This is a genomic window from Citrobacter sp. C348 (genome assembly GCF_047467975.1).
Taxonomy (GTDB): Bacteria; Pseudomonadota; Gammaproteobacteria; order Enterobacterales; family Enterobacteriaceae; genus Citrobacter; species Citrobacter gillenii.
In genome coordinates, this window is the sequence record NZ_JASJUJ010000001.1 from 496559 (window position 1) to 517753 (window position 21195).

General features: G+C 55.1%; 19 protein-coding genes. 12 read left to right on the top strand and 7 right to left on the bottom strand.

What is annotated here, in order from left to right; translation table 11 throughout:
• Positions 1-15: 15 nt before the first annotated feature.
• Positions 16-894, top strand: coding sequence for a LysR family transcriptional regulator (locus QNN86_RS02350; protein ID WP_414210570.1), 879 nt, complete (start codon positions 16-18; stop codon positions 892-894).
• A 37-nt stretch (positions 895-931) separates the two neighbouring features.
• On the opposite strand, the gene glpQ is transcribed toward QNN86_RS02350, so the two are convergent.
• Both glpQ and glpT read right to left on the bottom strand, forming a co-directional pair.
• A complete protein-coding gene (gene glpQ, locus QNN86_RS02355; protein ID WP_181617413.1) occupies positions 932-1999 on the bottom strand; it encodes a glycerophosphodiester phosphodiesterase in 1068 nt (355 codons plus the stop codon).
• A gap of 3 nt (positions 2000-2002) precedes the next feature.
• A complete protein-coding gene (gene glpT / locus QNN86_RS02360; protein WP_115257931.1) occupies positions 2003-3361 on the bottom strand; it encodes a glycerol-3-phosphate transporter in 1359 nt (452 codons plus the stop codon).
• Between the two features lie 274 nt (positions 3362-3635).
• On the opposite strand from glpT, the gene glpA reads away from it, so the two are divergent.
• Genes glpA through glpC form a run of 3 tightly spaced genes read left to right on the top strand, consistent with a single transcriptional unit; the run spans position 3636 to position 7700 of the window.
• A complete protein-coding gene (gene glpA / locus QNN86_RS02365) occupies positions 3636-5264 on the top strand; it encodes an anaerobic glycerol-3-phosphate dehydrogenase subunit A (RefSeq protein WP_117343428.1) in 1629 nt (542 codons plus the stop codon).
• Positions 5254-6513, top strand: coding sequence for a glycerol-3-phosphate dehydrogenase subunit GlpB (gene glpB, locus QNN86_RS02370; RefSeq protein ID WP_414210571.1), 1260 nt, complete (start codon positions 5254-5256; stop codon positions 6511-6513). Before glpA ends, glpB begins: the two co-directional genes overlap by 11 nt.
• Positions 6510-7700 (top strand): anaerobic glycerol-3-phosphate dehydrogenase subunit GlpC, encoded by a 1191-nt coding sequence (gene glpC, locus QNN86_RS02375; RefSeq protein WP_182269500.1) that lies wholly within the window; start codon positions 6510-6512, stop codon positions 7698-7700. Before glpB ends, glpC begins: the two co-directional genes overlap by 4 nt.
• Before the next feature lie 124 nt (positions 7701-7824).
• Here glpC and QNN86_RS02380 read toward each other — a convergent pair whose 3' ends face one another.
• Positions 7825-9021 (bottom strand): nicotinamide mononucleotide deamidase-related protein YfaY, encoded by a 1197-nt coding sequence (locus tag QNN86_RS02380; protein ID WP_279277896.1) that lies wholly within the window; start codon positions 9019-9021, stop codon positions 7825-7827.
• A gap of 124 nt (positions 9022-9145) precedes the next feature.
• Positions 9146-9688 carry a YfaZ family outer membrane protein gene (locus tag QNN86_RS02385; protein WP_181617417.1) on the bottom strand — a complete coding sequence of 181 codons (543 nt, stop codon included), beginning with the start codon at positions 9686-9688 and terminating at the stop codon, positions 9146-9148.
• 228 nt (positions 9689-9916) lie between these two features.
• Here QNN86_RS02385 and nudI point away from each other — a divergent pair, with 228 nt between their 5' ends.
• The 8 genes from nudI (at position 9917) to arnF (ending at position 18009) form a co-directional block, all read left to right on the top strand.
• Complete coding sequence (gene nudI / locus QNN86_RS02390) at positions 9917-10357, top strand: nucleoside triphosphatase NudI (protein WP_414210572.1); 441 nt, start codon at positions 9917-9919, stop codon at positions 10355-10357.
• A gap of 266 nt (positions 10358-10623) precedes the next feature.
• Positions 10624-11763, top strand: a complete 1140-nt coding sequence (arnB, locus tag QNN86_RS02395) for a UDP-4-amino-4-deoxy-L-arabinose aminotransferase (RefSeq protein WP_414210573.1) — start codon at positions 10624-10626, stop codon at positions 11761-11763.
• 2 nt (positions 11764-11765) lie between these two features.
• Entirely contained in the window at positions 11766-12749 is a 984-nt protein-coding gene (gene arnC, locus QNN86_RS02400; RefSeq protein WP_279277894.1) for an undecaprenyl-phosphate 4-deoxy-4-formamido-L-arabinose transferase, read from the top strand.
• A complete protein-coding gene (gene arnA, locus QNN86_RS02405) occupies positions 12746-14728 on the top strand; it encodes a bifunctional UDP-4-amino-4-deoxy-L-arabinose formyltransferase/UDP-glucuronic acid oxidase ArnA (RefSeq protein WP_414210574.1) in 1983 nt (660 codons plus the stop codon). The genes arnC and arnA overlap by 4 nt, the downstream gene beginning before the upstream one ends.
• On the top strand, positions 14725-15627 hold the full coding sequence (arnD, locus tag QNN86_RS02410) for a 4-deoxy-4-formamido-L-arabinose-phosphoundecaprenol deformylase (protein ID WP_414210575.1): 903 nt from the start codon (positions 14725-14727) through the stop codon (positions 15625-15627). The genes arnA and arnD overlap by 4 nt, the downstream gene beginning before the upstream one ends.
• A complete protein-coding gene (arnT, locus tag QNN86_RS02415; protein WP_182269492.1) occupies positions 15624-17279 on the top strand; it encodes a lipid IV(A) 4-amino-4-deoxy-L-arabinosyltransferase in 1656 nt (551 codons plus the stop codon). Before arnD ends, arnT begins: the two co-directional genes overlap by 4 nt.
• The gene (gene arnE / locus QNN86_RS02420) at positions 17276-17611 is read left to right on the top strand and encodes a 4-amino-4-deoxy-L-arabinose-phosphoundecaprenol flippase subunit ArnE (RefSeq protein ID WP_181617424.1); all 336 of its coding nucleotides are present in this window, start codon (positions 17276-17278) and stop codon (positions 17609-17611) included. The genes arnT and arnE overlap by 4 nt, the downstream gene beginning before the upstream one ends.
• Positions 17611-18009 carry a 4-amino-4-deoxy-L-arabinose-phosphoundecaprenol flippase subunit ArnF gene (arnF, locus tag QNN86_RS02425; RefSeq protein ID WP_182269491.1) on the top strand — a complete coding sequence of 133 codons (399 nt, stop codon included), beginning with the start codon at positions 17611-17613 and terminating at the stop codon, positions 18007-18009. Before arnE ends, arnF begins: the two co-directional genes overlap by 1 nt.
• Here arnF and menE read toward each other — a convergent pair.
• From menE to menB, 3 genes are read right to left on the bottom strand one after another with little or no spacing between them, the layout of a single operon-like run.
• Positions 17957-19366 (bottom strand): o-succinylbenzoate--CoA ligase, encoded by a 1410-nt coding sequence (menE, locus tag QNN86_RS02430; RefSeq protein ID WP_414210576.1) that lies wholly within the window; start codon positions 19364-19366, stop codon positions 17957-17959. The genes arnF and menE overlap by 53 nt on opposite strands.
• Positions 19363-20325, bottom strand: a complete 963-nt coding sequence (menC, locus tag QNN86_RS02435; RefSeq protein ID WP_279277888.1) for an o-succinylbenzoate synthase — start codon at positions 20323-20325, stop codon at positions 19363-19365. The genes menE and menC overlap by 4 nt, the downstream gene beginning before the upstream one ends.
• Complete coding sequence (gene menB / locus QNN86_RS02440) at positions 20325-21182, bottom strand: 1,4-dihydroxy-2-naphthoyl-CoA synthase (protein WP_096756386.1); 858 nt, start codon at positions 21180-21182, stop codon at positions 20325-20327. Before menB ends, menC begins: the two co-directional genes overlap by 1 nt.
• Positions 21183-21195 lie beyond the last annotated feature (13 nt).

The window sequence follows — 21195 nt, forward strand, 5'->3', positions numbered from 1 at the left end:
AATTAGAGATAACTAATGACACTAACCCAGATCCACGCCCTGCTGGCCGTGCTTGACTACGGTGGTTTTACCGAAGCCAGCAAGCGGTTATACACCACCCAGTCCGCCGTCAGTCAGGCTATTTCGGCGCTGGAAGAAGAGTTAGGGGTTAATATTTTGATCCGCGAGCGGCGCAAAGATATTCAGCTCACCCCGGTAGGTATCCGGCTGCTCCCGCATTTACGGACCATCATTGGACAAACGAATGCCGTAAAAGAGATCGCCGAACAGGAGAAACAAAACCCCGCCCGAACCTTGCACATCGGCTGTTTTCCCAGCGCCTGCGCCTGCATTTTGCCCGGTATCATCCGCTACTTTGAACAGCATCACCCCAACATCAAAATCATTCCCTATGAAGAGAACAGCAGTGCCATTATTGATTCGCTGCAGAGTGGAGGCATTGATGCGGGTTTTGTGCATTTTCCGGTCAGTGGCATGTACTGCGTGCCGGTTTATCGGGACAAATTCACCGTTGTTGTCCCCGAGGCTCACCCGCTGGCGGCCAAAGCCACAATCTCAGTAGAAGAACTGGTGGGAGAACCGCTGATTATCAGTAAAGGGCGCTATGAATTAAGCATCATGACGTTATTTAAAGAACAAGGTATTGAGCCAATCATTAAGTACGAGTTCAACCACCCGGATACGGCAATCAGTTTTATTCGTCAGGGGCTGGGAATCGCCTTGTTACCGGAGCTCACATTAAAGGCGGTTGGCATGCAAATTCGTTCGGTGGCGCTGGAGCCAACGTTTTATCGCCAAATATCATTATTGGCAAAAGAGCCGCCGGTAGACGGCAGCCCTTTATATTTACTGCAGGCATGTATGGAAACACTGACCGCAGACGGTCTGATCTAACAGCCTGCGATAAGCGTCTATCGCAGGCCTGATACCGTTACTGCTTATGCAGGAACATCACCGCTTTGTCGGGGAAGTCGGTGAACAACCCGTCCACGCCCGCCTGGTTATACAAGATGTCATACAGCTGATTCACATCCGTCGCGTAGTCCGGCAGCTGATCGGCCCGCACAGTATAAGGATGCACCGTCATCTTGTTCTGATGCGCATCCTTCACCATCCCGGTCAACACGATGTTGCCTTTCTTCGACTTCTCATCGACCAGCATGTGATAGTCCGGGCCAATGCCATCCGCGTACTCAGCAACCTGCTTCATCGCGCCCGGTTTAAACATCCAGTCATAGTTGTAGTTAACCCAACTGCCGTCCGGTTTTTTCTCCTGGGTTTCATTCCAGTCGGTATAGGCAATCAGCTGCACCAGGTTGAGGTCCATCCCCATTTTGGGTTCCAGCTCATTCTTGATGCGCTTAAGTTCCGCCACATCAAAACTTTGCAGATAGACCTTATCCTGTTTGTCGCTGTAGCCGTACTTTTTCAGCACTTCCAGCGTCTTCGCAGCAATGTCCTTCCCTTCCTGGTGATGGAACCACGGTGCTTTAATTTCCGGATAGATACCGATGTTCTTACCGGTGGAATGATTTAATCCCTGAACAAACTCGATCTCTTCTTCGAACGTATGCACACGGAAATCAGATTTACCCATTGGGAAGCGCCCGGGGTACGTCTGCACCTGTTTACCATTTTCGATATCGAAACCTTCGGTAAACTTCAGCGATTTGATCTCATCCAGCGTAAAGTCGATGGCGTAGTAACGGCCATCTTTACGAGCGCGATCCGGGAAACGCTCGGCGACATCGGTGACCCGGTCAAGATAGTGGTCATGCAGAACGACCAGATGGTCGTCCTTGGTCATCACCAGATCCTGCTCCAGATAGTCCGCGCCCTGCGCATAGGCCATCGCTTTTGCCGGTAGCGAATGCTCCGGTAAATAGCCGCTGGCCCCACGGTGAGCAATCACAATCTTGTCTGCGGCGATGGCCGCACTGCTGACCACCATACCGGTCAGCATTAACGCGACGCTAAGACTTTTCAATGTGGTTTTCATCTATTATCCCCCGTTACGCTTCAGTTCCATCTCTGCGTGATGGCGCTTTTCACCAATCATGACGACCACCAGTAGGATAACCGCCAGCACGCTGCCGCCAATCATCACCATAAAGCCGCCGTCCCAGCCGAAGAAGTCAACGGTGTAACCGACAATGGCGCTCGCCGCCACAGAGCCGCCCAGGTAACCAAACAGCCCGGTGAAGCCTGCAGCCGTACCCGCCGCTTTTTTCGGCGCCAGTTCCAGCGCGTGCAGACCAATCAACATGACCGGACCGTAGATCAGGAAGCCGATGATGATCATACATGCCATATCAACGTTCGGATTGCCCGCCGGGTTCATCCAGTAAACGATCGTTGCAATGGTCACCAGCGTCATGAAGAACACGCCGGTTGCGCCACGGTTGCCACGGAAGACTTTATCCGACATCCAGCCACACAGCAGGGTGCCCGGGATACCCGCATACTCATACAGGAAGTAGGCCCAGGAGGATTTATCCAACGCGAAATGCTTCACTTCTTTCAGGTAGGTCGGCGACCAGTCGAGGATGCCGTAACGCAGTAAATAGACAAACACGTTGGCGATCGCGATGTACCACAGCAGTTTGTTTGGCAGCACGTACTGCATGAAGATCTGCTTCGCAGTCAGCTCTTCTTCGGCTTTTTCGCTGTAATCATCCGGATAGTCGTTCTTATACTCTTCAATCGGCGGCAAGCCACAAGACTGCGGCGTATCGCGCATCAGGGCAAAAGCAATCAGGGCGACAACAATCGCACCGAATGCCGGCATGTACAATGCCGCTTTCCAGTCGTTAAACCAGGCCATACCCAGCAGGAACAGCAGCGGAGGCAGACCACCACCGACGTTATGCGCGCAGTTCCACACGGACACAATACCGCCACGCTCTTTCTGCGACCACCAGTGCACCATGGTACGACCGCACGGCGGCCACCCCATCCCCTGGAACCAGCCACACAGGAACAGCAGCACAAACATCACCGCGATACTGGACGTCGCCCACGGCACAAAGCCCATGAACAACATCACCGCCGCCGCCAGAATCAGACCGGCAGGCAGGAAAACGCGCGGATTCGAGCGGTCCGAAATGGACCCCATGATAAATTTCGAAAAACCATAGGCAATGGAAATACCGGATAACGCAAAACCCAGATCGCCACGGGAGAAACCCTGCTCAACCAGATACGGCATCGCCAGGGCAAAGTTCTTACGTACCAGATAGTACGCTGCATAACCAAAAAATATCCCCAAGAAAATCTGCCAGCGCAATCGACGATAGGTGGGATCGATTTCCGCTGCAGGTAAGCGCGCCGTATGTGACGCGGGTTTAAAAATGCTCAACATAGTATGTAGCCTCCGTGGCCGTCTTTCGTTCGAAGGAAACACTGTAAGTACGTCATCACGACGCAACCTCCCCCAGTGTGGCCGCGATGTTAAGGAAAGATTCAGCACAAAAATGTGAAACACAGCACAGATTGTTACAGATTTATGACAAATGTTCATAAAGGCGCACGAAATCACGTTTCATTTTCGAATAATGAGCGATTATGCGCGAAATCAAACAATCCATGTTTTTTATGTGGCTAAATGATAAAAAAACGAACTGTGAGGAAAAACAATGAAAACTCGCGACTCGCAAACAAGTGACGTGATTATCATTGGTGGGGGAGCAACAGGTGCCGGGATCGCACGCGACTGTGCTCTGCGCGGATTGCGCGTCATCTTAGTAGAACGCCACGATATCGCTACCGGCGCAACGGGACGTAACCACGGCCTGCTGCACAGCGGTGCGCGCTATGCCGTCACTGACGCAGAATCTGCGCGTGAATGTATTAGCGAAAACCAAATTCTGAAACGTATCGCCCGCCACTGCGTAGAGCCTACGGACGGTCTGTTTATCACACTGCCGGAAGATGAACTCTCCTTCCAGGCCACCTTTATTCGTGCCTGCGAAGATGCGGGCATTCGTGCAGAAGCGATCGACCCTCAACAAGCGCGCATTATCGAGCCCGCAGTGAACCCGCAGTTGATTGGCGCAGTCAAAGTGCCAGACGGTACCGTGGATCCCTTCCGTTTAACCGCTGCCAACATGCTGGATGCCAGAGAGCATGGCGCGGTCATTCTGACGGCCCATGAAGTGACCGGGCTGATTCGTGAAGGTGCAACCGTCTGCGGCGTGAACGTTCGCAATCATCTCACCGGAGAGATGCAGTCCCTGCATGCGCCGGTGGTGGTGAACGCTGCCGGGATCTGGGGCCAGCGGATCGCGGAATATGCCGATCTGAGCATCCGCATGTTCCCGGCAAAAGGCTCGTTGTTGATCATGGATCATCGTATTAACCAGCATGTCATCAACCGCTGCCGTAAACCGTCGGATGCCGACATTCTGGTGCCTGGCGACACTATCTCGCTGATCGGCACCACCTCGCAACATATTGATTACGATGATATCGACAGCAACCGCGTCACCGCTGAAGAGGTGGATATCCTGCTGCGTGAAGGGGAGAAGCTGGCGCCGATTATGGCGAAAACGCGCATTTTACGCGCCTACTCCGGCGTGCGTCCGCTGGTGGCCAGCGACAATGATCCAAGCGGTCGTAACGTCAGCCGCGGCATTGTGTTGTTCGATCATGCTGAACGCGACGGTCTGGATGGCTTTATCACCATTACCGGCGGCAAACTGATGACCTACCGCTTGATGGCTGAATGGGCCACCGACGCTGTTTGCCGCAAGCTGGGCAACACTCGCCCTTGCACCACGGCGGACGTCGCGCTGCCAGGTTCGCAGGAATCAACCGAGCACACGCTTAAGCGCGTGATCTCGTTGCCCGCACCGCTACGCGGCTCGGCAGTCTACCGTCACGGCGATCGCACCCCGGTCTGGCTGAGCGAAGGTCGTCAGCATCGCAGCCTGGTCTGCGAGTGCGAGGCGGTCACCGCAGGCGAAGTCCAATACGCCGTGGAAAATTTAACCGTCAACAGCCTGCTGGACTTGCGCCGCCGAACTCGCGTCGGGATGGGGACATGCCAGGGCGAACTGTGCGCCTGCCGCGCCGCAGGGTTACTGCAACGTTTTAATGTTACCACCGCCGCGCAGTCGATCACCCAGCTCTCCGAGTTTCTCAACGAACGCTGGAAAGGCGTGCAGCCGATTGCGTGGGGAGATGCACTGCGCGAAAGCGAGTTCACGCGCTGGGTGTATCAGGGGTTATGCGGTCTGGAAAAGGAGCACCAGGATGAAATTTGATACCGTCATTATAGGCGGCGGTCTCGCCGGACTGCTGTGCGGCCTGCAACTGCAAAAAAGCGGTCTGCGCTGCACCATTGTCACCCGCGGCCAAAGCGCCCTGCATTTTTCCTCCGGCTCGCTGGATTTACTCAGCACGCTGCCTGATGGACAGCCAGTGAGCGATATCGAGGCAGGTCTGAACGCACTGCGCACGCAGGCCCCCTTGCACCCTTATAGCCTTATCGGTACGCAAAACGTCCTGTCACTGGCGCAGCAGGCGCAAACCCTGTTGAAAGAATCCGGTGCCCAGTTGCAGGGCGAGGTGCATCAGGTACATCAGCGCGTAACGCCGCTGGGGACCTTGCGCTCAACCTGGCTCAGTTCGCCGGAAGTACCGGTCTGGCCCCTGTCTGCTCAGCGTATCTGCGTGGTGGGCATCAGCGGGTTACTGGATTTTCAGGCACACCTCGCGGCGGCCTCACTGAGCCAGCGTAACCTCAGCGTCGACACCGCAGAAATCGAGCTGCCGGAACTGGATGTTCTGCGCGACAACCCCACCGAGTTTCGCGCGGTTAACATCGCACGCCTGCTGGATAACGAAGATAAATGGCCACTGCTCTGTGACGCGTTGCTGCCAATAGCAAAAACCTGCGACATGATTATTATGCCAGCCTGCTTCGGTCTCGCCGATTCCCGGCTCTGGCAGTGGCTCAACGAGCGTCTGCCCTGCTCGCTGATGTTGTTACCCACCTTACCGCCTTCTGTTCTCGGCATGCGCCTGCACAATCAATTACAGCGTCAGTTTGTACGCCAGGGCGGCGTATGGATGCCCGGTGACGAGGTGAAAAAAGTCACCTGTCAGGACGGTGTGGTAAGTGAAGTGTGGACCCGCAATCATGCTGATATTCCATTGCGTCCACGTTTTGCCGTGCTCGCCAGCGGCAGTTTCTTTAGTAGTGGACTGGTGGCGACCCGCGAGGCCGTCCACGAGCCAATTCTTGGCCTGGATGTCCAGCAAACAGAAACCCGTGCGCAGTGGTATCAGCGCGACGTCTTCGATCCGCAGCCGTGGCAACAATTTGGTGTGAATACTGATGACACCCTGCGCCCAACGCTTGCGGGAAAAACGGTAGAGAACCTGTTTGCCATCGGATCGGTGCTTGGCGGTTTTGACCCTATCGCCCAGGGTTGCGGAGGCGGCGTGTGCGCAGTCAGCGCCTTACATGCCGCACATCATATTGCGAAACGTGCAGGAGGCCCGCAATGAGCGACACACGTTTTGAAAGTTGTATCAAATGCACGGTGTGCACCACGGCCTGCCCGGTCAGTCGCGTCAATCCAAGCTATCCAGGCCCTAAACAAGCCGGGCCGGACGGGGAACGCCTGCGCCTGAAAGACGGTGCGCTGTACGATGACGCGCTGAAATATTGCATCAACTGCAAACGCTGCGAAGTGGCCTGTCCGTCAGATGTTAAAATTGGCGATATCATCCAGCGCGCGCGCGCCAAATATGACACCACGCGTCCGTCGCTGCGCAACTTTGTCTTAAGCCATACCGATTTGATGGGCAGCGTTTCCACACCGTTTGCGCCTATCGTCAATACCGCCACCTCGCTGAAGCCCGTGCGTCAGTTGCTCGATTACGCGTTAAAAATCGATCATCGCCGGACGCTGCCAAAATACTCCTTTGGTACCTTCCGCCGCTGGTACCGCAGCGTTGCCGCACAGCAGGCGCAGTATCAGGATCAGGTCGCCTTTTTTCACGGCTGCTTTGTGAACTATAACCATCCGCAGCTTGGCAAGGACCTGATTAAAGTGCTGAATGCGATGGGGACCGGCGTACAGTTGCTGAGTAAAGAGAAGTGCTGCGGCGTGCCGCTGATCGCCAACGGTTTTACCGATAAGGCACGTAAGCAGGCGGTCAGCAACGTGGCTTCACTCAGAGAAGCCATTGACGGGAAAGGTATTCCGGTACTTGCCACCTCATCAACCTGTACCTTTGCGCTTCGCGATGAATATCCCGAAGTGCTGGATGTCGACAACACAGGCCTGCGTGAACATATTGAGCTGGCCACCCGTTGGCTGTGGCGCAAACTGGACGGCGGGCAAACGCTGCCGCTGAAAACGCTGCCGCTGAAGGTGGTCTACCACACCCCCTGCCATATGGAGAAAATGGGCTGGACGCTCTACACACTGGAGCTGCTGCGTCAAATTCCTGGTCTGGAACTGACGGTGCTGGATTCCCAGTGCTGCGGCATCGCCGGGACCTACGGCTTTAAAAAGGAAAACTACCCCACGTCGCAATCCATTGGCGCCCCGCTGTTCCGCCAGATCGAAGAAAGCGGAGCCGATATCGTCGTCACCGACTGCGAAACCTGTAAATGGCAGATTGAGATGTCCACCAGCAAACGCTGCGAGCACCCAATCACCCTGCTGGCTAAGGCGTTAGGTTAACTAACCAAGCCTACATCCCAATTGTAGGCTGATAAGCGAAATGCCATCTGGCAAAACATCTGCCGGATGGCTGCGTAAACGCCTTATCCGGCCTACAAAATCTGCGCCATCAGGCAACAACAAACTAAACGGTCAGTGATTCAACCACGTCAATCCAGCCATGCTCGGTGGCAATATCCTGATCGTTAAGCCAACGGCGCAGCATATTCAGGGCCATCATGGCGCAAATCTCCTGACGTACCGGCAGGCTGTAGCGATTAGCGCTAAGTCGTACACGTAACGCGTGTGTACCCTCAGGCGTTGCCAGCGCAAAATTAATATGTTCGTTTTCGAACCCTGATACCGCCAGCGCCAGCCCGGCATAATGTTTACCGCGTCGCTCGGTTATCCAGTGCGCAGTTTGCGCCAGCGTTTCTTCCTGAGAGGGCACCACTTCACTGGCCAACAGCGGGGCGTTTACCCGAGAAAGCTGGAGGGCGACCAGCCCTGCGGTAAACTGTTCGCTTAGCGTCAGGCTGAACTGTCGCGAGTGCAAAGTCCGCGCGATTTGCGCGGGAAGCCCTTCCGTACCTTCAAAAATCATATTCTGCCCGGCGACCCGCTTCACCTCCGGCCAGAGTGCCAGCATCGCTTCACGTTGGGAATCCGGCCCGGTTAGCTTCAACTCAATAATTGGCATCGATGAGCGATACCCCATCGTGACCCCGGGAGGCAGAGGCAACGGTTCCAGGCTTTGCGCCAGCTCGCTTTCAGAACGGCCAAAGGTGGTTAGTCGCAGGCATAGCGGGGGTTGGGAGAGTGAGAAACGCTCCCGCAGGCGCGGCAGGATCTCATGCTCAACCATCACTTTAAATTCTGACGGGACGCCCGGCGTAAAAAACATCAGGCAGCGGTTCAGCTTCACGGCGAACCCGCAGGCGGTCCCGACCGGATTGTTGATAAACTCGGCGCTGGCAGGTAATTCAGCTTGCTTACGGTTGCTCGGTGCCATAATACGACCGCGTTCGCGGAAGTAATGCTCCATCTGAGCAAGCCATGCCTCGTGCAGCACCAGCCCTTCACCTTTTGCCGTTGCCGCAGCCAGCGCGCTCAAATCATCGCTGGTTGGCCCTAAGCCACCGTTCACAATCAATACATCGGCATGTTCGCTGCGTTCGCGCAAAATGGCGACCAGGTCGTCGAGATTGTCGCCCACCGTGTTGCGGCGTGTTAACGGTAATCCCTGATTGAAGAAAAAATCAGCCAGCCAGGCGGCATTGGTGTCGACGATCTGTCCGTGCAACACTTCATCCCCGGTGGATAGCATCTCCACGTTTAACATTGTGTTCTCCTGCTTATGCAATCAAAACACTATAACGCAATGGCGAGGGAACATGGAGGATGGAGGGAAATAGAATGAGTAAGAGAAGGAAAAACAGGCGCAGCTGAACGCCGCGCCAGGGACATCAGAAACTGGCGTTAACCCCAACGTACGGGCCGTCAGCAATCGCATTGTCACGGTTGCCATCTTTACCCGCCAGGTTCAGGTAGCGATAACCGGCTTCGATACTCAGTGGGCGAATAATGGTCAGACGCGCGCCCGCATTGGCTTCTTCGTAGCTATCAATACCGCTGGAAAGCGAATCCGGAGAGTAGTAATACTCGCCAAACAGACGGAAGCTGTCGCCAATCGGCCACTGCAAGCCGCCACCAACCGCCGCCGCATAGCCTTCATCGCCGTCGTTTGGGTTGGTATAAACACCTTTCCCGCCAACGGTGGCCAGCAGAGGACCAATCGGGATATTCAGGCCAAGACCGACGCCGGCAACATCACCATCATCGTCGTTATGCATCCAGTTACCGCTGGCTGCCAGCCCGGAGGACTCGGTACCGAAACCGAAACCAAGGTTGGTGTAATCTTCCCCCGCCTGGCCGCTGATGCTTATCGCGCTCGCCGACGCAGAAACAAACAGCATTCCAGCAAGGCCCAATAAAATACTTTTTTTCATTTTCTATCCTTTCCAGCAAGAAACTAAACATAGCCCCAAAACCGCTGGATTGTACTGCCTGATGGCGAGGAATCAATGAGCTAAAAAGGCGATGCAATAACATATTGTAACTAAATACTAACCAACAAGGGTTTAGCACATCACGCCGGCACTGATAATAATCACTTTCACCCTCGCCCTGGCTCCCGTATTCTTTATCTCTCACCTCTCAATTTAAGGAATATCGTCGTGCGTCAAAGGACTATTGTTTGCCCATTAATTCAAAATGAAGGGTGTTATCTGTTGTGTAAAATGGCCGACGACCGCGGCGTGTTCCCCGGTCAATGGGCGCTTTCAGGTGGCGGCGTTGAGCCATGCGAGCGTATCGAAGAGGCCCTGCGTCGCGAAGTACGCGAAGAATTGGGCGAGCAGCTGGTGCTCACAGAGATTACCCCGTGGACCTTTAGCGATGATATCCGCACCAAAACCTATGCTGATGGTCGCCAGGAAGAGATCTACATGATTTATCTGATCTTCGATTGTGTTTCAGCCAATCGTGAGGTGAAGATTAACGAAGAGTTTCAGGACTTCGCCTGGGTTAAACCGCAGGACCTCGCCCATTACGACTTAAACGTCGCCACCCGAAAAACGTTAAAACTGAAAGGATTGCTGTCGTCTTCATCGCGATAAAATGGATTATATATGTACCGGCATTGCTTAAATTTTTAATAAAAAGGAGCAATGCCAGCATCTCATGACAAAAATACAAAAACAGTTAATTTTCAATTGGATAATCAAAAAACCCAGAAAGCCCACATTATTTCCCAACCTTAAACTCTTAAGGATAAATTAACCTTCAATCATTAATCTTTGCAGCCTGATGAAATAATTAACGACACCTCTATTTATCATCCTAATAAATATGCGATGGCGTTTAATGGCTTGAAGGAATAATGATGTCTGACTTTTTGCCTTTCTCTCGCCCGGCCTTCGGTACTGAAGAGCTTGCCGCCGCCAAGACCGTTCTGGACTCAGGATGGATAACCACCGGCACTAAAAATCAGCAACTGGAAGAGGCCTTCTGCCGCCTGACGGGCAACAAAAATGCTATCGCTGTCTGCTCCGCCACAGCAGGTATGCACATCACACTGATGGCGCTTGGCATAGGCGCGGGTGATGAGGTGATAACCCCGTCAATGACGTGGGTTTCCACGCTCAATATGGTTGTCCTGCTGGGGGCAACACCGGTGATGGTCGATGTCGACCGCGATACACTGATGCTCACTCCCGAACAAATCGAAGCGGCCATCACCCCGCGTACCAGAGCGATTATTCCGGTGCATTACGCCGGCGCCCCTGCCGATCTTGATGCGATTTACGCTATCGGCGAACGGTACGGCATCCCGGTTATTGAAGACGCCGCCCATGCGGTGGGAACCTTATACAAAGGCCGTCATGTTGGCGCGCACGGTACGGCAATTTTCTCCTTTCACGCCATCAAAAATATCACCTGCGCGGAAGGCGGGCTGATCGTGACCGACGACAGCGTGCTCGCACAACGTCTACGCAGTCTGAAATTCCACGGTCTGGGCGTGGATGCCTATGACCGGCAAACCTTTGGCCGGGCACCGCAGGCGGAAGTTATAACCCCTGGGTACAAGTACAATCTGACCGACATTAATGCCGCTATCGCCCTGGCGCAACTGGAAAAACTCGCCTCATTGAACGCGCGTCGCGCTGACATTGCGCACCAGTATCAGCAGGCACTGGCCGATACACCTTTTCAGCCACTGAGCCTGCCGCAATGGTCGCACGTTCACGCCTGGCATCTGTTTATTATTCGTGTTGACGAGGCACGTTGCGGCCTGAGCAGAGATGCCTTAATGGAAGCACTGAAGGCTGAAGGTATCGGTACCGGTCTGCATTTTCGCGCGGCGCACACGCAAAAGTATTATCGCGAACGCTTCCCCACCCTGTCGCTCCCCAACACAGAATGGAATAGCGCCCGCATTTGTTCACTGCCTTTATTCCCCGACATGACCGCCGAAGACACCCAACGTGTCATCGCGACACTTCACCAGATTGCAGGACAATGACCATGTTTGAAGCCACGCCGATCAAGAAAGTCTCGGTGGTCATTCCCGTTTTTAACGAACAGGAAAGCCTGCCGGAACTCATCAGACGCACCAGCGCCGCCTGCGAAAAACTGGGAAAAGACTATGAAATCCTGCTGATCGATGACGGCAGCAGCGACAATTCCGCACAGCTGATGATGGACGCCTCACAGGCCCACAACAGCCATATCGTCTCTATTCTGCTGAATCGCAATTACGGGCAGCACTCGGCGATTATGGCCGGTTTCAGCCACGTCACCGGTGACTTGATTATTACCCTGGATGCCGACCTGCAGAACCCGCCGGAAGAGATCCCACGGCTGGTCGCCACCGCAGACCAGGGCTTCGACGTGGTCGGAACGGTGCGCCAAAACAGGCAAGACAGCATCTTTCGTAAGACGGCCTCGAGGATGATCAACCATTTGATTCAACGTACCACCGGTAAAGCGATGGGGGATTATGGCTGCATGCTACGCGCCTATCGCCGTCATATCGTTGATGCCATGCTGCATTGCCAGGAGCGCAGCACCTTCATTCCCATTCTGGCCAACATCTTTGCCCGTCGCGCGACGGAAATCCCGGTGCACCATGCAGAGCGTGAATTTGGCGACTCTAAGTACAGCTTTATGCGTTTGATTAACCTGATGTATGACCTGGTGACCTGCCTGACCACCACGCCGCTGCGCATGCTGAGCCTGCTGGGCAGCGTGATTGCCGCCACGGGTTTCACCTTGTCCGTCCTGCTGGTCGTACTTCGCCTGACGCTGGGCCCACAGTGGGCCGCAGAAGGCGTCTTTATGCTATTTGCCGTGCTGTTTACGTTTATCGGCGCACAGTTCATTGGCATGGGATTACTCGGCGAGTATATCGGTCGCATCTATAACGATGTCCGCGCCCGCCCCCGCTACTTTGTTCAACACGTTATTCGTCCACACACCATGCAGTCAAACGAGGAAAACCACGCATGAAAGCCGTCGTATTTGCTTATCACGATATGGGATGTCTGGGAATTCAAGCTTTGCTGGATGCGGGTTATGACATCGCTGCTATTTTCACACACACCGATAATTCCGGTGAAAATGCGTTTTTTGGCTCCGTTTCCCGGCTTGCGGCCAGCGCAGGGATCCCGGTCTATGCCCCGGACAACGTCAATCATCCGTTGTGGGTTGAGCGCATCAGCCAGCTTGCACCTGATGTTATCTTCTCCTTCTACTATCGTCATTTACTGAGCGATGAGATTCTTAATCTCGCACCGGTAGGCGCATTTAACCTGCACGGCTCGCTGTTGCCGAAATATCGCGGCCGTGCACCGTTAAACTGGGTGCTGGTCAATGGCGAAACGGAAACGGGCGTGACGCTGCATCGCATGGTCAAACGTGCGGATGCCGGTACCATCGTCACCCAACAGCGTGTTGCTATTTCACCCGATGACGTGGCATTAACATTGCACCACAAGCTGTGCCAGGCTGCCCGCCATGTTCTGGAACAGGCGCTGCCCGCCATCAAAACGGGCAACATTCAAGAAACGCCGCAACAGGAAGCCGATGCCACCTGTTTCGGGCGCCGCACGCCGGATGACAGCTTCCTCGACTGGAACAACCCCGCAGCGCAACTGCATAACCAGGTACGTGCGGTCTCCGATCCCTGGCCGGGCGCGTTTAGCTATGCCGGCACGCATAAATTTACCGTCTGGTCATCACGTCCGTGCGCAAATACCCCTGACGCACAACCGGGTACCGTGCTCTCTGCGTCCCCGCTGCAAATAGCCTGTGCCGATGGCGCGCTTGAAATCGTGACCGGACAAGCAGGCGATGGCATTGCGATGCAAGGTTCACAGCTGGCGCAGGTTCTGGGTCTGGTGGCGGGATCTCGCCTGAACGGCCAGCCAGTTTCTGCCAGCAAACGCCGTACCCGTGTATTAATTCTCGGCGTGAACGGTTTCATCGGTAACCACCTGACCGAGCGTCTGCTGCAAGAAGAGAACTACGAGGTTTATGGACTCGACATTGGCAGCGATGCCATTGGGCGCTTTCTGCAACACCCCCGCTTCCATTTTGTCGAAGGCGACATCAGTATTCATTCCGAATGGATTGAGTACCATGTGAAAAAATGCGACGTCGTGCTGCCGCTGGTGGCGATCGCCACGCCGATTGAATATACCCGCAACCCGCTGCGCGTCTTCGAACTCGATTTTGAAGAGAACCTGAAAATAATTCGCTACTGCGTGAAATACCAGAAACGTATTATTTTCCCGTCAACCTCCGAAGTATACGGCATGTGTAGCGATAAGGTCTTTGATGAAGACCGCTCAAACCTCACCGTTGGCCCGGTCAATAAACCGCGCTGGATCTATTCCGTTTCCAAGCAGTTGCTGGATCGCGTCATTTGGGCATACGGCGAAAAAGAAGGTCTGCGCTTTACGCTGTTCCGTCCGTTTAACTGGATGGGGCCGCGTCTCGACAGCCTGAACGCCGCACGTATCGGTAGCTCGCGTGCCATTACTCAGTTAATCCTCAATCTGGTGGAAGGCTCGCCGATTAAGCTGATTGAAGGCGGTAAGCAGAAACGTTGCTTTACGGATATTCGCGACGGTATTGAAGCGCTGTTTCGCATCATAGAAAACGCTGGCGGACGCTGCGATGGCGAGATTATCAACATCGGTAATCCGGAAAACGAAGCCAGCATTCAGGAACTGGCAGAAATGCTGCTTGGTTGCTTTGAAAAACATCCATTGCGCCAGCACTTCCCGCCGTTTGCCGGTTTCCGTGACGTCGAAAGCAGCAGTTACTATGGTAAAGGTTATCAGGACGTTGAACACCGTAAACCGAGTATTCGTAATGCCCGACGCTGTCTGAACTGGGAGCCGACCATCGACATGCAGGAAACGGTAGAAGAGACGCTCGATTTCTTCTTACGCAGCGTGGACATCACGGAACACACATCATGACCAAAGTGGGCTTGCGCATTGATGTCGATACCTTCAGGGGGACGCGCGAAGGCGTGCCCCGCCTGCTGGAGACATTAAACCGACATAACGTTCGGGCAAGTTTTTTCTTTAGCGTTGGACCTGACAACATGGGACGCCATCTCTGGCGTCTGGTGAAACCGCAATTTTTGTGGAAGATGCTGCGCTCAAACGCAGTCTCTCTCTACGGGTGGGATATTTTACTGGCCGGGACTGCGTGGCCAGGAAAAGAAATAGGCCACGCGAATGCCGCCATTATTGCGCAAGCCGCCCGGGTTCACGAAACCGGCCTGCATGCCTGGGATCACCATGCCTGGCAGGCGCGAAGTGGCACCTGGAATGACAAACAACTGATTGATGATATTTCGCAGGGTATTACAGTGCTCGAGAGCATCACCGGACGGCCTGTCACCTGCTCTGCCGCGGCCGGATGGCGCGCCGACGAACGCGTCGTCCACGCTAAAGAAACCTTTAACCTGCGCTATAACAGCGACTGTCGGGGAACGTCGTTATTCCGACCTGGGCTGGCGTCCGGGAAAACAGGTACGCCGCAGATTCCCGTTACTTTACCCACATGGGATGAAGTGGTGGGTCAGGAGGTTCAGGCAGTGGACTTCAACGCGTATATTCTCTCCCACATCCAGATGAGCAGAGGAACGCCGGTGTACACGATTCATGCGGAAGTCGAAGGGATTGCCTGTCACCAGAATTTTGACGATCTGCTTATTCGCGCTGCCGACATGGGGATAACATTTTGCCCGCTTGGCGACCTGCTGCCTGACGATATCAGTACGCTTCCCACAGGACAGATCGTGCGTGGAAAAATACCCGGCAGAGAGGGATGGCTCGGCTGTCAGCAACCCGTGGATATGATGCAATGAAATCGATACGTTACGGCCTGGGATTTATCGCCTTTATTGCGTTGTATTTTATTCTGCCCATCAATAGCCGCCTGCTGTGGCAGCCTGACGAAACGCGCTACGCGGAGATCAGCCGGGAAATGCTGACATCCGGCGACTGGATAGTCCCGCACTTTCTCGGGTTACGCTATTTTGAAAAACCGATTGCCGGATACTGGTTAAACAGCATCGGGCAGTGGTTATTTGGTGCAAACAATTTTGGCGTCAGAGCCGGGGCTATTTTTGCCACCTTGCTAACCGCTCTGTTGGTCGCCTGGCTGGCCCTGCAGTTATGGCGAGATAAGCGGACTGCGATACTCTCTTCGCTTATATTTTTAACGTTTTTTTCAGTCTACAGCATCGGCACCTACGCGGTACTCGACCCGATCATCGCGCTATGGTTGATGGCAGGCATGTGCTGTTTTTGGCAAGGCATGCAGGCCACCACGAAAACCGGCAAAATCATCGCCTTTTTGCTGTTGGGGCTAACCTGCGGCATGGGGGTGATGACCAAGGGTTTTCTCGCGCTTGCCGTCCCGGTACTCAGCGTGCTGCCATGGGTAGTTGTGCAAAAACGCTGGAAAGATCTCATTATTTACGGTCTGCTGGCGGTGGTCGGCTGTATTGCAGTTGTGCTGCCATGGGGAATCGCGATTGCCCAGCGCGAGCCGGATTTCTGGCATTATTTCTTCTGGGTCGAACATATTCAGCGCTTCGCGCAGGACGACGCTCAGCATAAAGCCCCGTTCTGGTATTACCTGCCCGTCTTTATCGCAGGCTGTTTGCCCTGGCTAGGTCTTCTACCCGGTGCACTGCAAACGGGGTGGCGTGAGCGGGATACTCCGCGTAGCGCACTCTATCTGCTCGGCTGGATTGTCATGCCGATCCTGTTTTTCAGCATCGCTAAAGGAAAACTCCCCACCTATATTCTTTCCTGCTTCGCGCCGCTGGCTCTCCTCATCGCGCGTTTCGGTGTGCAGGCGGCGGAGAAAGGATCTGGCGTCCTGCGCGTCAATGGCGGGATCAATATCCTGTTTGGAGTGACAGGTATTATCGCCACCTTTGTCGTTTCCACGCTGGGTCCGCTCAAGACCCCGGTCTGGACGCATATCGAAACCTATAAGGTTTTTTATTCGTGGGGCATCTTTCTTATCTGGACTTTTTTTGGCTGGTATACGCTGACCAATAGCCAAAAAACCTGGAAATATGCCGCACTGTGCCCGCTGGGACTGGCGCTGTTGTTTGGATACGCGATCCCCGACAGGGTCATGGAAGCGAAACAACCGCAGTTTTTTGTTGAGATGACCAAAGAGTCACTACAATCAAGTCGCTACGTGCTTGCAGACAACGTAGGCGTCGCTGCGGGTCTCGCCTGGAGCCTGAAACGCGATGACATCATCCTGTACGGGCAAATGGGCGAGCTAAAATATGGCTTGAATTATCCCGATGCCCAGGGCCGCTTTGTCAGTCAGACTGGCTTTCCCGACTGGTTAGCGCAACATCGCCAGGAGGGTATTATTACGCTGGTGCTGTCTGTCTCAAAGGATGAAGACATTAATCACCTTACCATTCCTCCTGCCGACTACATCGACAACCAGGGGCGTCTGGTCCTGATTCAGTACCGACCTAAATGATCTGGCTAGCATTAGTCTTCGCCAGCCTGCTCAGCGTATGCGGGCAACTGTGTCAGAAACAGGCTACCCGCCCGGTACCACTCCGCATGCGCAAACGCCACATTACGCTGTGGATTGGTCTGGCTCTGGCATGTCTCGGTCTGGCCATGTTGCTGTGGCTGGCGGTATTGCAAAACATTCCCGTCGGCATCGCTTACCCCATGCTGAGCCTTAACTTTGTCTGGGTCACGCTGGCGGCCTGGAAAATTTGGCGTGAACCCGTCACGACACGCCACTGGCTGGGCGTAGGGCTGATTATTACCGGTATCTTTATTCTCGGGAGCGCGGTGTAATGGGGATATTCTGGGGGCTGTGCAGCGTCATGATTACTTCGCTGGCTCAATTGAGTCTCGGCTATGCGATGGATAACCTGCCGTCGATGCTGCATCCGTTGCGATTTATGGAAGCGATATTTTCCGCAAGCGTCGGGACGTTAACGCTGTACGCGGGACTGGTGGGGTATTTACTGTCGGTTATCTGCTGGCACCAGGCCCTGCACCGACTGGCACTGAGCAAGGCCTACGCCCTGCTCAGCCTCAGCTACGTGCTGGTGTGGCTCGCCTCAATGTTCTTACCTGGCTGGCAGGGCGCATTTTCATGGCGGGCGCTCATCGGCGTGCTGTGCATTATGACAGGACTTATGACGATTTTTCTCGGACCCAGTCCAGCAATGCGCGGCGAGAAACCTTAATTCCGCCACTTTTCAGCTCTGGCGGTAATTCCAGCCAGCGTACCGGTTGTTGAAAACGGGCCAGCTTATCTTGCACCCATTCAGCAAGATTGGCATCATCTGCACGGGTATCGTATTCAACGACCGCCACCGGACGATGGCCAAACTCATGGTCTTCCAGCGGAACAACAAAGGCTTGCAGCACCTGCGGATGGGCGGCGATCACGCGTTCCACCTCTTCCGGCTGAATACCTTCCCCGCCGCTAAAGAACAGGTTGTCCATGCGACCGACAATCGTTAGCTTACCGTCGTTTAACACCCCGCGATCGCGGGTAGCAAACCAGCCTTCGCCATTAACCAGCGGAATAAGCTGTCCGTTGCGCCAGTAACCTGACGCCATGCTGGCTGCGCGCAGCCAGATTTCGTCCTCCACGATTTTGACTTCTCTACCCGGCAAGGCAGAGCCGACATCGCCCAGGCCATCGGCCTCTTTCGCACACACCGTGGAGGCAAACTCCGTCAATCCGTAACCACACCAGCAGCGAATCCCCTGCTCACGCGCCTGCTCGGTCAGCTCAACCGGAATCGCCGCGCCTCCGAGCAGTACCGCCTTCAACGTGACCGGCGCGTTGTTAGCCAGTAAACGCCAAAGCTGCGTCGGCACCAGCGAGGCATGAGTGCAGCCCGCCAGCATCTGTTCCAGCGGTTGCTTGTCACGCACGGTCATGCGCGCACCGGCCAATAACCAGCGCCATAAAATACCCTGACCGGAAACATGAAACAGCGGTAGCGAGAGCAGCCAGTCATCCTCTGTGCCAAACGGCATTAATGACAGCACCCCCTGCGCACTCGCCAAATGTGCCTGACAGGTATGCACCGCTGCCTTAGGCAACCCAGTTGAACCGGATGTGAGTGTCATTGAACTCAATCGCAGAGGCAGCCAGTCGGCTGCATGCTCGCCAGACAGTTGCTGGATTTGCAGCGGCATCAGCCCCGAAAGAGAGCTATCGCCTTGCAGATCCAGCGCAAAACGCAGCGTCAAACCAGGGACCAGCGCATCCAGCAGCGGCGGTGGCAGTTGTGGGTTCACCGGTAAAATCCGCACACCGCACTGTAACAATGCCAGCCAGGCAAGCGTTGACGACGGGGTATTCCAGGCGCGCAGCAGCACGCCATCACCCTCTTCCACGCCCTGCGCGACAAACCCCGCAGCCAGGGCGTCGACTCGCGTGCACAGGTCGCGCCAGTTCAGCACCTCATCATTAAGGCGTAACGCGGGCGCCTCTGCCCGCACCTGTCGCCAGTGACGCCACGGCCAGTCGGTAAACGTCGTCAGGCCCGATAAGCATGCGCCTTCGGGCCTATCCTGCACGGTCATAGCAGCCGTTCCAGCGCATCCACGTCAATACATGGCAGCGCACTGCCCGGCCAGCGGCGTACCTGCTGGCACTGCATCAGACTCAGCGTGTCCAGACCCGGTATGGTCTGCGGGGTCAGCCAGGCGGCAATCCGCGCCAATTGGGTTAACCCCAGGCTCGACTCGATAGAGGAGCTGATCACCGCAGTGAGTCCGAGCGCGTGCGCGGCCGCAACCTGCTCGCGAACCTTATCCAGACAGCCGGTGAGCGTAGGTTTGATGATTACTGCGCTCACGCCCTCTTCCGCCATAAAGGTAAAGTCGGCTTCACGCAGGCTTTCATCCCAGGCGATGGCAATTCCGGTTTCCCGCGCAAAGGCGCGAGAATCATCACGGGTTTTGCACGGCTCCTCGAGGAAGGCAATGCGCCCGCGATAATCAGGATTGACGTACTTCGCAAACTGCTGCGCCTTCAGTGGCGTCCAGGCACGGTTAGCATCAAGACGTAAATGCAGATCGGGGATCGCTTCCAGCAGCAGGTTGGCCACCATGCCGTCACGAACGGCTTCATACAGGCCAACTTTGATCTTCGCGACCTTTTCACCCGGCATGTCCGCCAGTTGCAGCACAAGATCGTCAGGATCGCCGGTACACAGCGGCGCGGCGCGATAATTCGCCGCCTCCGGCAATGTCCCGTCAAGTTCAGCAAGTGCGCAGCTGGTACCGAAAGCCACCGAAGGCAACTGCGGTAAAGAAGCATCGCCTTGTAACCAGCCAGATACCCAGCTCAGCAACGCGGTTTGCGCCTCTTCCCAGGACTCCTGGCTGAAGCCCGGCAGTGGGGAGATCTCTCCCCACCCTTCGCGCTCGCCGTCACGAAGGCATACGTACAGCCCGTCACGCGTTTTTAACCGCCTGTCACGCAAAATCACCCCCGCGTCCATGGGGATCTGCCAGCGGTATACCTGCGCGCTACGCATTACGGATTCCGTTTGAATTTGCTGAAGTCAGGCTGACGTTTCTGGTTGAAGGCGTTGCGGCCTTCCTGACCTTCTTCTGTCATGTAGAACAGCATGGTGGCATTACCGGCCAGTTCTTGCAGACCCGCCTGACCATCGCAGTCGGCATTCAGCGCCGCTTTCAGGCAGCGCAGCGCCATTGGGCTATTCTGCAGCATTTCGCGACACCAGCGCACGGTCTCTTTTTCCAGATCTGCCAGCGGAACCACGGTGTTCACCAGGCCCATATCCAGTGCCTGTTTCGCATCGTACTGACGGCACAGGAACCAAATTTCGCGCGCTTTTTTCTGACCGACGATACGGGCCATATATGACGCACCCCAGCCGCCGTCAAAGGAACCGACTTTCGGGCCTGTCTGACCGAAGATGGCGTTTTCAGCCGCGATGGTCAGGTCGCACATCATGTGCAGCACGTGGCCGCCGCCGATGGAATAACCCGCCACCATCGCCACAACCGGCTTCGGACAGGTACGGATCTGGCGCTGGAAGTCCAGCACGTTCAGGTGATGTACGCCGGAGTCATCCTGGTATCCGCCGTAGTCGCCGCGTACCTTTTGATCGCCGCCCGCACAGAACGCTTTGTCGCCTGCGCCGGTCAGGATAATCACGCCGATATTGTCGTCATAGCGCGCATCAGACATCGCCTGAATCATCTCTTTGACGGTTACAGGACGGAAAGCATTGCGTACCTGCGGACGATTGATGGTGATTTTTGCGATACCGTCGGTGGATTTTTCATAGCGAATGTCGGTATAGCCTTCAGAGCAATCGAGCCATTCTACCGGTGCGTAAAGCATTGTTTCATCAGGATAGATCATAAAATGTCCTTTA